We start from the raw sequence: 13,760 nt of genomic DNA on the forward strand, positions 1-13,760 counted from the left end.
TTTTCCCGTCTGTGAAGAATTGATGTTATCATCTACAGGAAATTATACTTTTAAACTGACAATATTTTGAATTGGCAATGAACCCACAATCACCGAAAAAGACAAACGAATACCTTGGTAATAAGGTTAAGCAGTTAAGACAATCTCGAAACTTGTCACTTAATGAGTTATCAAGAAAATCAGGCATATCTAAAGCGGCATTGTCCAAATTAGAGTCTGGCGATTCTAATCCTCGCATCGATACCTTAGAAGCTATCGCGATAGCCCTTGGATTTCCATTAGGTGATTTATTTAGTTTTACCCGCGAAGAATATCCTCGCTTAGAGCGACATAAGCCTATCGTTGGCGACTATGCACAAGAATTTAAATTCCGTATTGGCATCGGCAATATTACTGAAATTTGGCATATTGAGATGAAGCACGGGGCAATTATTAATAGCCCAGCCCATGCCGACGGCACCCAAGAGCATATTATGGTCTATTCTGGCAAACTGATGATGCGTTTTGCTAACGATGAAACCGTATTATTAGAAACCGGCGATTTTTACGCCTTTCATGGTAATGCGCCACACTCTTATATTTGTGTGGAAGGCCATATGCGCGCATCAGTTATCATGTCTAGCCCCAATCAACAACACTATCATCATCGTCCTTAAGACAAATACCCATTATATTTCACCGCCATTTAAACTATTATTCTAAGTATTATTAATAATGGCGGGGATAAATAGCATGGGTGCAGGCCACGAGCACGGTGATGTCAAAGCGCTACCTGAATCACGTCTGTTAATTGCTTTTGCATTAACAGGCTCTTTTATGGTGATTGAGTTTATTGGTGGCTACTTAACAGAAAGTTTAGCCTTGATTTCTGATGCAATGCATATGATGACAGATGCATTTGCACTCTTACTTGCTCTTATCGCGATCCACGCAGGTAGAAAAGCAGCAGATCTATTCAGAACTTATGGCTATGCTCGTTTTGAAATATTGGCTGCTGCGATGAATGCACTGATCTTAATGGCGGTGGCTTTTTATATTCTTTATGAGGCTTATCAACGACTCTCTTCCCCTCCTGACATTCAGTCTATGGGTATGCTTGTTGTGGCAATCGCAGGGCTTATCATTAATTTTATCTCAATGAAAATGCTCACCAGTGCAAAAGATGAAAGCTTAAACGTTAAAGGGGCTTATCTTGAAGTGTGGGCGGATATGTTAGGCTCAGTGGGCGTCATTATTGGAGCAGTAATTATTTGGCTAACCGGTTGGCAATTAGTTGATTCAATTATTGCGGTATTAATCGGCTTTATGGTCTTTCCGCGCACGTGGATCTTATTAAAAGAGTGCCTGAATATTTTATTAGAAGGCGTGCCTAAAGGCATTAATTTAACTGAGGTAACAGACACCATTAATAATACCGCAGGGGTGGCTAGCTCCCATGATTTGCATTTATGGGCACTGACGCAAAGCAAGTTGATCCTCAGTGGTCATATTGTCTATCAACCCAATGTAGATAGTGAAACATTACGACTTGCTATTGATAAGCAACTACGTGAACAATTTCATATCAATCATATTACCTTACAGATGGAAAGCGAGGATAAACAACATCTGGAAGATAATCATCATTAAATATTCAGGTTCTGGCTCTCTCGTGCCTAAAAAGAGCCAGAACAGTGCAATTAATTTAAATAACTTTCCATCTGTTCAAAAACGCGCAGATCATCACTAAAACGCACTTCTTTTACGTCCTCAAGTTTTTCCACTTGACTCACCATCTGCATTAAGCGTTCATCTTTTTGTACTAATAACCAAATACGACTTTTATCGCTGTTTTTCATTGGTAAACATAAAATACCATCGACGTTAAATGCACGACGCGCAAATAGCCCACAAATATGGGTCATCACACCGGGATGGTTACGAACAATAAGTTCTAGTGCGATAGGTTGTGATTGTAGTGACATAAATTAAGCTCCTATCATCTCGATATTTGCCGCCCCCGGCGGAACCATTGGAAATACTTTTTCGTTAATATCAATCATGGCATGAATTAAACAAGGCCCAGGTTTAGCAATTGCCGCTTGTAACGCTGCCTGAGGATCTGCTTCTTGATTTAAATCACAAGTATCCAACCCAAATCCTTGAGCAATACGAATAAAATCCGTTTGATAAGGGTAGGCTGCGGCATAAATACGCTCATCAAAAAAGAGTGTTTGTTGTTGGTGTACTAACCCTAATGCTTGATTATTTATCAAAATAATCTTTACATCTAACTGATGCTCAGCGGCTGTTGCTAACTCCTGAATATTCATCATGATGCTACCATCCCCTGAAAAACAGAGGATCTTTTTATTTGGCTCTGCCAATGCGGCCCCTATCGCTGCCGGCAACCCAAATCCCATCGTCCCCAAGCCTCCTGATGTTAACCATTGGCGCGGTCGATTCAGTGGATAAGCTTGAGCAACCCACATCTGATGCTGCCCTACATCGGTAGTAATAATCGCTTCATCATCAACACAATTTGCCGCGGCAAGTACGATGCCGTAACCGCTAAGAATATTGTGTGAGTTTTTCATTTCTAAGGGATATTCTTGTTTTAAGGTATTGACTCTATCTATCCATTCGTTGCGCTGATTGATATTAATTAAAGGTAATAACAGCGACAGTACCGCTTTAGCATCTGCATGAATGGCAATATCAGGACGTTTGATCTTGCTTATCTCTGCCCTATCAATATCAACATGGATGATCTTCGCATTGGGGCAAAATTTTTCTGCTTTACCAATTGCCCTATCATCAAATCGCGCCCCCAATACGATCAGCAGATCGGCTTCTTCTAAAATAAAGTTGGTACTCCGTGCCGCATGCATACCTAACATCCCTAAATATAGCGGGTGTGTTGGTGGCATTAAACCTAATCCCATTAACGTCATCGTGGTGGGTAGGCTATTTTTCTCCGCCAACTCAATCGCTTCTTTACACGCTTCAGAGCTAATAATACCGCCCCCTAAATAAAGCACAGGATTTTTCGCTTGGTTAATCATTTGCGCGGCTTGGATCACCAAATCGGTATTAAAGGCTGGAGCTGCATCTTTTTGTGGTATCGGTGGCAATTGATCTAAGGTGATAGTCGCTTGTTGAATATCTTTAGGTACATCAACCCATACAGGTCCAGGGCGACCTGACATTGCCAAACGAAACGCATCACAGATAATTTCCGGCAACTGTGCGATATCGCGTACTAAATAGTTGTGTTTGGTAATAGGAATAGACATCCCATAGGTATCAACTTCTTGAAACGCATCAGTCCCAATCATGGCAGAAGAGACTTGCCCCGTAATGCAAACCAAAGGAATTGAGTCTAATTTTGCATCAGCAATGGCTGTAACTAAGTTTGTCGCCCCCGGTCCACTTGAGGCAATACACACCGCAGGCTGACCATTTGCTCTAGCCATACCTTGGGCAATAAAACCCGCCCCTTGTTCATGACGTGTCAAAATATGGCGAATAGACTGACTTTGGCTTAATGCATCATACAAAGGAAGAGCGGCTCCGCCGGGGATCCCCGCAACCGTAGTGATACCTTGCCGTTCCAGTAAATAAACAATTAATTGCGCACCAGTGAAGGTTTTTCCTGTGGCATTATCTTGTTGAGCACCCATTGTTCTGTGTCCTTTTTACTAAGCCGGACTTTATGGGCGGTAGATATGAAAAACCCCGCCCGGTTAATACGCCGGCGGGGTTGCGAAACTGTGTTGATTCGGACCCGTTACGGCGCTTTGCCGACGACCACCACCACACGCACAACAACTACAGCCGCGATGTGCGCTGTTAGTCGTAGAGTTTGTAGTAGAGTAGTGATGATCATGGGTTACCTATCAATTAATGTAATGATGTGTTTGTCTGTTATCTGTATCTAAAAAAACATAACTTCTATAAATTAACAACCTTTTTTTTCAGTTTATTTTTTATCACCACTCAAAACGAGAGCTAGATCACTTGTTAATCAAAGTAGTAACCCCGTGTCGTAATAGCATAAAAAACCAGAAAAAAGCACCAACAAAGAATAAAGAATCGACGCAATACCATAGTATGGCTATCAGTTAAAACAATCTCGCCAACATCATAAAAGCGCTGCATAAAATTAAAAACAACGTTGCATACTGAAATACCCTATCCGGCATTTTAATTAATAGCCATTTTGATAGAGGAATGGAGATCAAAGAGCCAAGAAACAGCAGCAATGCTAAATGAATATCGGTATGACCATCTTGCATATAAGCTAATGCAGAAGAGCCTGATAATAGGGTGGTCGTAAAAATCGAAGTACCTATCGCTTGTTTTATCGATAGATTGGCGTAACGCAATAATAAAGGTAACACCACCACACCACCACCGACCCCTGTGGCACCTAAAACAACACCTGCTGCAATCGCCGGCAATAACAGTGCCTTAATATTGAGAGGCGCTAATGGGGTTATCTGTTTAGCTATCACAGGTGAAGAGAAAAACATTCTTTGAATAAACAAAAAGAGAGAAAAAATAATGGCAGCCACCACCAGCGCATTAATCCCCCACTCAACTTGCTGCTGATATTGCGTTAATGAACCTAAATAATTGACGAGTAAACTCGCTAAAAAAGTACTTGGCAACATAATGCCAAGGACTATCATGGCTCGTTTAAAGGGAATATTCCCCAAACGGAAATGCATATATGAGGATGTCACTTTCATCAACATTGAAAGTAAATTTGCGGTTGCCACCGCCATTAATGCATTCATACCAAAGAAATACGTTAATATAGGTAAAACAATAACACCACCACCTACCCCCGTTGTGCTAATAATTAAGCCAATCGCCGCACCAACAGCTAATATGGTGATAAATAACATTATTGATTTCCTTGCATTACAGCTTGTCGCCCTTTTAATAGCGCTTTTTCCGCTGAGCCTTTTGCCAGTGTCATATATTTAAAAAACAGCACATCAAAAGCGACCATTTGCAATACTTGCGGTGTGATCACCCCCAATTGTGAATGTTGCTCATCATAAAAATAAGGTAATGTGTAATTCGCTAAGCGCGTAGCTTCATCTTGCCCAAAACGTGTTAAAGCCACTGTAATACAGCCTTCTTGTTTTGCCGCTTTCAGCATTCGATTAATATCCGCAGTATTGCCTCTTGCAGTAACAGCAATCGCCAAATCATCCGCGGATAAATTCGCTGAATAAGCAAGTTGCGCATGGAGATCTGCACTAAATAAGGTGTTTTTATTCACTCGGATCAGTTTATGGAAGATATCGCTCGCAACGATCGCAGATGCGCCCACACCAAATAAAACGATCCGTTTAGCGCTGAGCATTTTCTCAGCGAGTAGATCTATCGTCGCTGCATCCAGTAACGCTATCGAATCCTGAATGGCGGTAGTAAATAGATGTCCTGTTTTAGCAATAATCTGCTCTGTCGAGTCTGTTTTGGCTAAATTGGCATAAAGAATATCACTACTGCTTTTTTGTTGTTTTTCCTCTGAGAGATAATCAATTTTAAATTCAGGATAACCGCCATACCCCATTTGGCGGGAAAAACGGATAACAGAAGCACTACTGACACCGGCTTTTTGTGCCAATTCTGCGGCATTCATACTGGCAATATTATCGCTATTTTCTAATAAATAGTGGGCGAGACGTTGCTCTGTCCCTTTGCCTTGTAAGCGCAAATTTTCAAGTTTCTTAGTCAGTGTTGACATTCTATTATCCTTTTTCTTTTCTTCTTCTGACTTATTTTTCTGGATCGGTAAATCCGATTAATATACTGGCAATAAAACCGACAACCCAAGCCCCCAATACTGCGATAAGGAATTTGATGATCTGCCCATCCCCCACCAGTGGAATTAATGATAACCCAGCAGTACCAAATGGAATAATGATCCCAACCTGAAAATAAGCCATTAATGCGCCACCCGCAGCACCGCCAATACAACCAGCAATAAAGGGCTTACCTAAAGGTAAAGAGACACCAAATAATAAAGGCTCACCCACGCCGAAAATGCCGACAGGCAATGCACCCATTAATGTTTTCTTTAAGCGTTGGTTTTTAGTACGTAAATAAACCCAGAAACAAGAGCCTACTTGCCCCATTCCGCCCATTGCTAAAATAGGGAATAGGTAATTTAACCCAAAGGTATTTAAAATTTCAGTGTGGATCGGTATTAAACCTTGGTGTAGACCGGTTAGTAATAAGAATAAGAAACTACCCCCTAACGCTGCGCCTGTCACAACCGCACCGCCACCATGATTTAATAGTGATAAGGAGACGCCTTGCGCTAATAGTTGATTCAGATAATGACCAATAGGTTGGAATACCATAATTGCCACTAACGCAGAAACTAAAATAGTGACAAAGGGGGTTAAAATAAGATCAAGACTCTCTTTTACAATACTGCGAAACCATAGCTCTAATTTTGAAGAGAATACCACCACCATTAAGACCGCGAAGATCCCACCACTATTAGGCTGTAATTTCTCACCAAATAATGTGATATCAGCCAGTCCCGGCATGGCTAATAATCCCGCCATAACAGCACCTATGGAGGTTGAAGCCCCTAACTCTTTAGCCGTATTTATACCTATCATAATAGAAAGATAAGCAAATACGGTGCTTCCGATCAGTTTAAATAGCTTAAAGAGTTCAGGAAACTGATCAACTAAGCCAGGTGCCACTAAACGAATAATATTAATTAGCCCCATAATTAAACCACAGCCAATTAATGCTGGGATAGTAGGAACAAAAATAGCCGCCAACGTATTTAGCATACGGCGTATGGAAAACCCTTTTTTCACTGGTGTTGACGCAGGGGCTTCTTCGCTATTATCTGTGTTTTTTTGCATACGTTTATTCATGATTGAATAAACTTTGGCGGCCGTTCCCATTCCTACTATGACTTGATGTTGCTCGCCATTAAATACCACGCCTTTGACACCTTCGACTTGTTTTAATGCTTCGGTATTAAATAGCGAACTATCTTTTAAGATCAAACGAATACGGGTCATACAATGTGTTAAGGTTGCGATATTGCTAAACCCACCAGCCTGTTTTTCTATTTCTGATGCTAAGGTGTCGAGATGTTCTATTTTATTAGCCATAATTGTGCCTGCTAGAGTTCAGAGGATTGACTGATATTGTTATTCATTAAATAGGGCTAACTGTTGTTGTAAAGAGTGGTAAGGATAGCGTTGTGTCATTTGCTCAACCTTCTCTACACTCAGATGAAGCTCATACATTAAAATGGCTTTTCGCGGATGATAATTAACCATTTTTAATAACTCCGCTGCTTTTTGTGTTGTGATCCCACACACTTCACTCACAATACCTTCAGCACGTCGCTGTAATTTTTCATTACTGGCCACCACATCGACCATCAGGTTTTTATGCACCTTACCTAAACGAGTCATTACACTGGTACTTAGCATACCTAAGATCATTTTTTGAGCCGTGCCACTTTTCATTCTTGTCGAGCCTGTTAACACTTCGGCGCCGACATCTGGCGCGATGGATAAATCGGCTATTTCACTCATCATACCTTTACCGCGGGTAGTAATTGAGAGCGTTAATGCATTGATCTGCTTTGCATACTGTAATGCAGCCACTGTAAATGGCGTGCGACCACTGGCAGCGATACCAATAACGACATCGTTAGAATTTACCTCACGGCGTTGCAACTCTTCGATAGCAGCTTGTTGATTATCTTCAATATTCTCAACGGCTTGAAGCATAGCATCATGCCCACCAGCAATAATGGCTTGTACCAGTGAGGGAGAAACGCCAAAAGTAGGCGGACATTCCGCGCTATCTAATACCGCTAATCGGCCACTTGTTCCTGCGCCGACATAAAAAATGCGTCCCCCTTGACGTAGACGTTCACAAATTTTGTCTACGGCTTTCGCGATTGCGGGTAATTCTTTCTTTACAGCATAGGCCACGGTGATATCGGCACTATTAATTAACGAAACTAACGCTAAGGTACTTAGCTCAGAAAATTGTGTGGTCTCTTGGTTACTTTCATTTTGAAGACATAAACTCAATGCATCATCTTTCATTGTAATAATCTTAATGAAATAGTATTTCAATTAAAATTACATCTAATGAAATTTTAATTCAATGTTATTGATGACTATTTTGTGAACAAAATCACAATACCGTAAAAACATTCAACTAAAAACAAACTTAACGCGATGTAAAAAAGATAACTTATTGATAATAAAGCTCTCCTGATTTTAAACAGGAGAGCTGTGAGAGGTATGGCTCATTGATGGCTATTTTGCTGAGCTTAAAAATTCGCTAAATTCTTCAATACTAGGATAAGAAGATTGAGTGCCTTTTCCTGTGACACTTAAACCCGAAAACATAACCGCTTTATTTAACGCTTCTTCAATATTGCCGGTATGCACATAGTAATGAGAAAAACAGCCAATAAAAGCATCTCCAGCACCGCTGGTATCAACGGCATTAACTTCAATGGCGGGGATATATTTCTCAATTTCCCCATTCACCCATAACGCCCCTTTTTCACCTAATGTAACAATGATATTTTTAAACCCTTTTTCGAGTAAAAAATAGGCTGCTTCTCGAATTTCATCCAACGTATTAATTGGCATACCCGTTAAAATTTCCAGCTCTGTCTCATTGGGGACAAAAAAATCACATTGTGCGGCGATAGTGAGATCTAAAGCTTTCGATGCTGGTGCCGGATTAAACAATACTGGAATATGATGTTTATTACCGAACTCAATCGCGTGATAGACCGTTTCAAGCGGGATTTCTAATTGCAGCACAATCATACGACATTTTTTTAAACTCACCGCAGCTCTATCGATATCTTCAGCAGATAGATGCTGATTCGCGCCTTTTACGATCAAAATACTATTGGATGATTGAGAGGTGACAAAAATAGGTGCAACACCACTGGTGGTTCCGGGCACTTTTTCAACATAACGAGTATTAATACCATAAGACTCTAAATTCATGATGGTGTTATCTGCGAAAATATCATCCCCCACTTTGGTTAACATCATCACCTTAGAATTTAATTTTGCAGCGGCAACCGCTTGATTTGCCCCTTTCCCGCCGCAACCAATCTTAAATGCTGGCGCCTCAAGGGTTTCTCCCTCTTTTGGCATCCTATCTATATAGGTGATCAAATCCACCATATTTGAACCAATCACTGCGATATCCATAGTGCCCCTCTCACCCTAATGAAAAAGTTAAAATGTTAGAATAGTTACATTTAGATAGATATATAACAATATCATGTTATTTAAATATCATTTGTGATTGTTATCCCGTTAAAAGCTCACTATTATGTTGCCAAACTAACATGAGTGATAAATAACAATCTTCTCTTAAGGAAACGATTATGCGTCCATTAGCTAATTATATCGATCATACTCTACTTGCTGCAGATACAACTGAAGCACAAATCAAACAATTATGTGCTGAAGCTGTTGAACACGGTTTCTTCTCTGTGTGTATTAACACTTCTTATATCCCTTTAGCAAGAACTTGCCTAACCGGAAGTGATGTTAAAGTATGCTGTGTTATCGACTTCCCATTTGGTGCAGGCCTAACAGCAACCAAAGCATTTGAAGCGGCAGAAGCTATTCGCCAAGGTGCTCAAGAAGTCGATATGGTTATCAACATTGGCATGTTAAAAAGTGGTCGTTTTGATTTTGTAAAACAAGATATTGCCGCGGTAAAAGCCGCTTGCGGAAATACAACACTAAAAGTTATTCTAGAAACATGCCTATTAACTGACGACGAAGTACGTTTAGTTTGTGAAATGTGTTGCGAAGTCGGTGTTGATTTTGTTAAAACATCAACTGGATACAGTACAATGGGTGCCACAGAACACCATGTCGCTTTAATGCGTCAAACTGTCGGTGACAAAATGGGCGTAAAAGCGTCAGGTGGTGTACGTGATCGCCAAACAGCCTTAAAGATGATCAAAGCGGGGGCAACACGTATTGGTGCAAGTGCCAGTGTTGCGATTGTAACAGATTCAGATGCACCAGAATCAAATTACTAATAGCCTAGCGTATCGTTATATGGGATACGCTATTCGATAATAGAAGGATCCTTAGGTGATAGAGACCAAACAGCATGAACGTTTGCGTCGCCTTAGCGAATGCATAAAACGCTCAGGCCGCATCCATCTCAAAGATGCCGCGAGGATCCTTGAAGTATCTGAAATGACCATTCGTCGTGATCTCAGTTCAGATGTTGAAAACCCCTATCCGATGTCACTGCTTGGTGGCTATATTGTCGCGTTGGCACAACCTCATAGCAACCTAATCACATCGACTAGTGATATTATCACCCCGGATCAAACCCAAGAATTACATATTCCTAATCTTGCTGCGGGCATGGTGTCTGAAGGTGATGTACTATTTTTTGATAATGGCCAACTTATTCCGACATTAATTGAGCTTATTCCTGAGAGTTTACACTTTACTGGTATTTGTTATTCGCACCGCGTTTTTCTGGCATTAAGCCGAAAGAAAAATGCGACTGTACTACTGTGTGGTGGCGAATATCGCCCTAAAAGCGACTCATTTTATAATCCCCTCCAGCCTTGTTACCTTGATAACATAAACCCGAAAAAAGCCTTTATTTCCGCAGAGGGTGTCCACCTCGATTTTGGTGTTTCTTGCTACAACATCGATGATCTTCATATGAAAAGAAAAGCGATGGATAAATCGATTCGCAAGATCTTACTCACCAAATACCATGCCTTCGATGAAACCGCCACAGGCAATATGGGCGATTTAGCGCAATTTGATGTCGTGATCACCGATAGAAAATTAACAGATGATTACGAAGCCTATTGCCGAAAAAGCTCAGTTAAAATTATTTATTAACCCAAAAGAAAAATCTCACTGTTCCCTAATTTACTTTTTTTGGTAAACAGAAAGAAAAATCACGCTACTTTTTTAATTGCTAAAGTGAAAAAAAGTGATTACTATTCGCCTGATTTATTATTTTCCATTTCACAGAACTGCAAGGAGGTATCCCATGACAACAACAAATATGAATACTCTTTGCGGACAATCTCAAAAGTAATCCTTTCTTTTTACTGTCCGCCAATCACGTTATTTTTTATCCTTTACAATATATGGATTGGAATATGGACAAATGTGTTCATTATTTATCTGATCGCGTTTGTTATATCGCCTCAGATAAAACTTGGATTGAAAGTAAAGCAATCCAACAACTAGTAACAACCGCTCAACTTCCTGAAATGGCTTATGTCACTGGCATGCCAGACTTACATCCCGGTCGTGGTTATCCCATTGGAGCGGCTTTTTTTTCTGTTAACCGTTTTTACCCTGCTTTAGTCGGTAATGACATTGGCTGTGGTATGACACTGTTTCAAACAGAATTTAACCATAGCAAACTCAATTTAGATAAAATAGAAAAAAAATTGAGCGAAATGAGTGATATCGCGCCCATCGAATGGTTGATAGATAATTTACCTGCAGATATGCAAAATCATCCATTTGCTCACTCATTAGGCTCTATTGGTGGTGGAAATCACTTTGCTGAATTCCAACAAATTGACCAAGTTATTAATCAAGCATTGTTTACAAACAGTGGTATTAATAAAAAACAATTATTGCTATTGGTGCATAGCGGTTCACGTGGTTTAGGGCAATCTATTTTACGTGCTCACACAGAGCAATTTGGCCATCAAGGACTGGTCGCGAATACAGACGCTGCCAATGACTACTTACAAGCCCATGACCATGCTCTTAATTATGCTAAGCTCAATCGCCACTTGATTGGCCATAGAATGATGGAACAAATTCATACACAAGGAACGGTTATTACTGATGTTAACCATAATCTGGTAGAGCCTTGCGAATTATATAATCAACAGGGATGGTTACATCGCAAAGGGGCGACGCCCGCCCATCACGATATTGTGGTTATTCCTGGTTCACGTGGTGATCACAGTTATCTCGTTAAACCTATTATCTCTGAATTAAGCCTCCATTCTCTACCACATGGTGCGGGTAGAAAGTGGATGCGAACTGAGTGTAAAGGCCGTTTATCACATCGATTTACGCCATTACAGCTCTCACGCACAGCACTAGGTAGCCGTATTATTTGTGCTAATAAACAATTAATTTATGAGGAAGCGCCTCAATCGTATAAATCAATTGAAACTGTTATAGAAAGTATGAGGAGTCTTGGTTTAATTGAGGTTATCGCCCGCTTAAAACCGGTTATTACTTATAAAACCAGTGGGGAGATAGCATAATGTTATTACAATTTTCTTCAGCACAAGGCCCCGAAGAATGCTGTATAGCGGTAGAAAAAACATTGAATTATTTTCTAACCGTCACAGAGCAGCGGCAAGTTGATGTGATAATTCTTGAGCAAGAGCCATCTCGTTATGGTTTAAAGTCAGTATTAGTATCGCTTAAAGGTGCAGAGGCTAAAGCTATCGCACAACAATGGTCAGGCACTGTGCAATGGCAATGTACAAGTACTTTAAGACCTAAACATAAACGCAAAAATTGGTTTATCGGTATCGCTTATTTTGACCCACCACAAGAAATCCAAGACACCGAAATTTTATTTGAAACCATGCGTGCCAATGGCCCCGGAGGACAACATGTTAATAAAACGAGTTCAGCTGTCAGAGCGACGCATATTGCAACAGGCATTAGCGTCAAGATCCAGTCTCAGCGAAGCCAACATGCTAATAAAAAATTAGCGAAACAGCTTATTGCTTGGTATCTAACTCATTATCTATCCCAACAGCAAGCTTCATTTAATAACCAGCGACACCTAGCTCATCACCGAGTGATCCGTGGTAATGCAACTCATTGTTTTTATGGACGTGAGTTTTTACCAATAACGAAATAACTCATATAAAACTAAAGCCACGTTATTAAATCGTGGCTTAACTGACTAATAAATCTAATAATTAAACCATCACTGTGATCCTAAATAATAAAATCGGTTATACACCTTAGTAGATAGCGAAAATAAAAACGCATCAGCGATGTTAAATGCCATCAGTATAAGATAGAGGGTTATTATTAATTCACTTTAGTGACGATTAGCCATCTATCACGACTTTTAATTACTATTTCATTTAACATTAGACCTGATTTTATACTATAAAAACAAAGCATTAACACTATAGAGTGGTAATAGAAAACATCTTAAAACGATCAAATATGCATCATCAATTATTGATTTATGACGTTCAATAAAGATATATACTTATATTTTAATATCAAAGATGCCTAAAAGTAATTTCTTATCATTACTATATTACTCAATAAACTACTACTATATGAGTATTTTTTAACAAAGCACTATTGTGATAATATTATTAGTGATAATAATTATTTAATTGGCTATCCCTATTTTGCTGACTAACAGTTGATTTTAGTAATAAACTTTGTGGTGACACTTTCAAAATAATCGCAATACATATTAATTCATCAACGGTTATCTTAGTATAACCATTTTCTAATTTTAGATAATATTGCTCTGTCATCCCTAACTGTAATGCAATTCTCGAACTTGATATATTTAATTCTTTTCTTCTATTTTGTATTCTTTTCCCTACCACTGTATTGATCATCATATACGCCCCTCAATGACAGGTAACCCTAATGATGATTCTAGTACAAATTGATAAAAACGATCAATAAAAAGATTACGATAGCCAACGGCTATCAAAAAACAAG

General features: G+C 39.7%; 15 protein-coding genes. 6 read left to right on the plus strand and 9 right to left on the minus strand.

Annotated features, from left to right (window positions below):
• Nucleotides 1-77: 77 nt before the first annotated feature.
• Nucleotides 78-656 (plus strand): helix-turn-helix domain-containing protein, encoded by a 579-nt coding sequence (locus tag AACU95_RS04685; RefSeq protein WP_004246138.1) that lies wholly within the window; start codon nucleotides 78-80, stop codon nucleotides 654-656.
• A gap of 76 nt (nucleotides 657-732) precedes the next feature.
• A complete protein-coding gene (locus tag AACU95_RS04690) occupies nucleotides 733-1,629 on the plus strand; it encodes a cation diffusion facilitator family transporter (RefSeq protein ID WP_004249537.1) in 897 nt (298 codons plus the stop codon).
• Nucleotides 1,630-1,679: 50 nt separating this feature from the next.
• On the opposite strand, the gene ilvN is transcribed toward AACU95_RS04690, so the two are convergent.
• The 8 genes from ilvN to rbsK form a co-directional block, all read right to left on the minus strand.
• Nucleotides 1,680-1,964, minus strand: coding sequence for an acetolactate synthase small subunit (gene ilvN, locus AACU95_RS04695; RefSeq protein ID WP_004246140.1), 285 nt, complete (start codon nucleotides 1,962-1,964; stop codon nucleotides 1,680-1,682).
• A gap of 3 nt (nucleotides 1,965-1,967) precedes the next feature.
• On the minus strand, nucleotides 1,968-3,662 hold the full coding sequence (ilvB, locus tag AACU95_RS04700) for an acetolactate synthase large subunit (protein WP_004249538.1): 1,695 nt from the start codon (nucleotides 3,660-3,662) through the stop codon (nucleotides 1,968-1,970).
• A gap of 107 nt (nucleotides 3,663-3,769) precedes the next feature.
• Nucleotides 3,770-3,868 (minus strand): ilvB operon leader peptide IvbL, encoded by a 99-nt coding sequence (gene ivbL / locus AACU95_RS04705; RefSeq protein WP_004249539.1) that lies wholly within the window; start codon nucleotides 3,866-3,868, stop codon nucleotides 3,770-3,772.
• A 235-nt stretch (nucleotides 3,869-4,103) separates the two neighbouring features.
• Nucleotides 4,104-4,892, minus strand: coding sequence for a sulfite exporter TauE/SafE family protein (locus tag AACU95_RS04710; RefSeq protein WP_012368784.1), 789 nt, complete (start codon nucleotides 4,890-4,892; stop codon nucleotides 4,104-4,106).
• On the minus strand, nucleotides 4,892-5,743 hold the full coding sequence (locus AACU95_RS04715) for a MurR/RpiR family transcriptional regulator (RefSeq protein ID WP_110144590.1): 852 nt from the start codon (nucleotides 5,741-5,743) through the stop codon (nucleotides 4,892-4,894). The genes AACU95_RS04710 and AACU95_RS04715 overlap by 1 nt, the downstream gene beginning before the upstream one ends.
• 31 nt (nucleotides 5,744-5,774) lie before the next feature.
• Nucleotides 5,775-7,139 carry a PTS transporter subunit EIIC gene (locus AACU95_RS04720; RefSeq protein WP_012368783.1) on the minus strand — a complete coding sequence of 455 codons (1,365 nt, stop codon included), beginning with the start codon at nucleotides 7,137-7,139 and terminating at the stop codon, nucleotides 5,775-5,777.
• Nucleotides 7,140-7,178: 39 nt separating this feature from the next.
• The gene (gene murQ / locus AACU95_RS04725; RefSeq protein WP_004249544.1) at nucleotides 7,179-8,093 is read right to left on the minus strand and encodes an N-acetylmuramic acid 6-phosphate etherase; all 915 of its coding nucleotides are present in this window, start codon (nucleotides 8,091-8,093) and stop codon (nucleotides 7,179-7,181) included.
• A 216-nt stretch (nucleotides 8,094-8,309) separates the two neighbouring features.
• Nucleotides 8,310-9,230, minus strand: coding sequence for a ribokinase (gene rbsK, locus AACU95_RS04730; protein WP_004249546.1), 921 nt, complete (start codon nucleotides 9,228-9,230; stop codon nucleotides 8,310-8,312).
• Nucleotides 9,231-9,409: 179 nt separating this feature from the next.
• Here rbsK and deoC point away from each other — a divergent pair, with 179 nt between their 5' ends.
• The 4 genes from deoC to prfH all read left to right on the plus strand — a co-directional run bounded on the left by deoC (nucleotide 9,410) and on the right by prfH (nucleotide 12,924).
• The gene (gene deoC, locus AACU95_RS04735; protein ID WP_004246148.1) at nucleotides 9,410-10,078 is read left to right on the plus strand and encodes a deoxyribose-phosphate aldolase; all 669 of its coding nucleotides are present in this window, start codon (nucleotides 9,410-9,412) and stop codon (nucleotides 10,076-10,078) included.
• Nucleotides 10,079-10,133: 55 nt separating this feature from the next.
• Nucleotides 10,134-10,910 carry a DeoR family transcriptional regulator gene (locus AACU95_RS04740; protein ID WP_004246149.1) on the plus strand — a complete coding sequence of 259 codons (777 nt, stop codon included), beginning with the start codon at nucleotides 10,134-10,136 and terminating at the stop codon, nucleotides 10,908-10,910.
• A 266-nt stretch (nucleotides 10,911-11,176) separates the two neighbouring features.
• A complete protein-coding gene (locus AACU95_RS04745) occupies nucleotides 11,177-12,313 on the plus strand; it encodes an RNA ligase RtcB family protein (protein WP_026090512.1) in 1,137 nt (378 codons plus the stop codon).
• Nucleotides 12,313-12,924, plus strand: coding sequence for a peptide chain release factor H (gene prfH / locus AACU95_RS04750; protein ID WP_141191978.1), 612 nt, complete (start codon nucleotides 12,313-12,315; stop codon nucleotides 12,922-12,924). Before AACU95_RS04745 ends, prfH begins: the two co-directional genes overlap by 1 nt.
• A 475-nt stretch (nucleotides 12,925-13,399) precedes the next feature.
• Here the strand turns inward: prfH and AACU95_RS04755 are convergent, their stop codons facing one another.
• Nucleotides 13,400-13,657: a helix-turn-helix domain-containing protein gene (locus AACU95_RS04755; RefSeq protein ID WP_036919663.1), complete on the minus strand. Its 258-nt coding sequence runs from the start codon at nucleotides 13,655-13,657 to the stop codon at nucleotides 13,400-13,402.
• Nucleotides 13,658-13,760: the final 103 nt, after the last annotated feature.

Source organism: Proteus sp. G4415, assembly GCF_963896075.1.
Lineage (GTDB): Bacteria > Pseudomonadota > Gammaproteobacteria > Enterobacterales > Enterobacteriaceae > Proteus > Proteus mirabilis.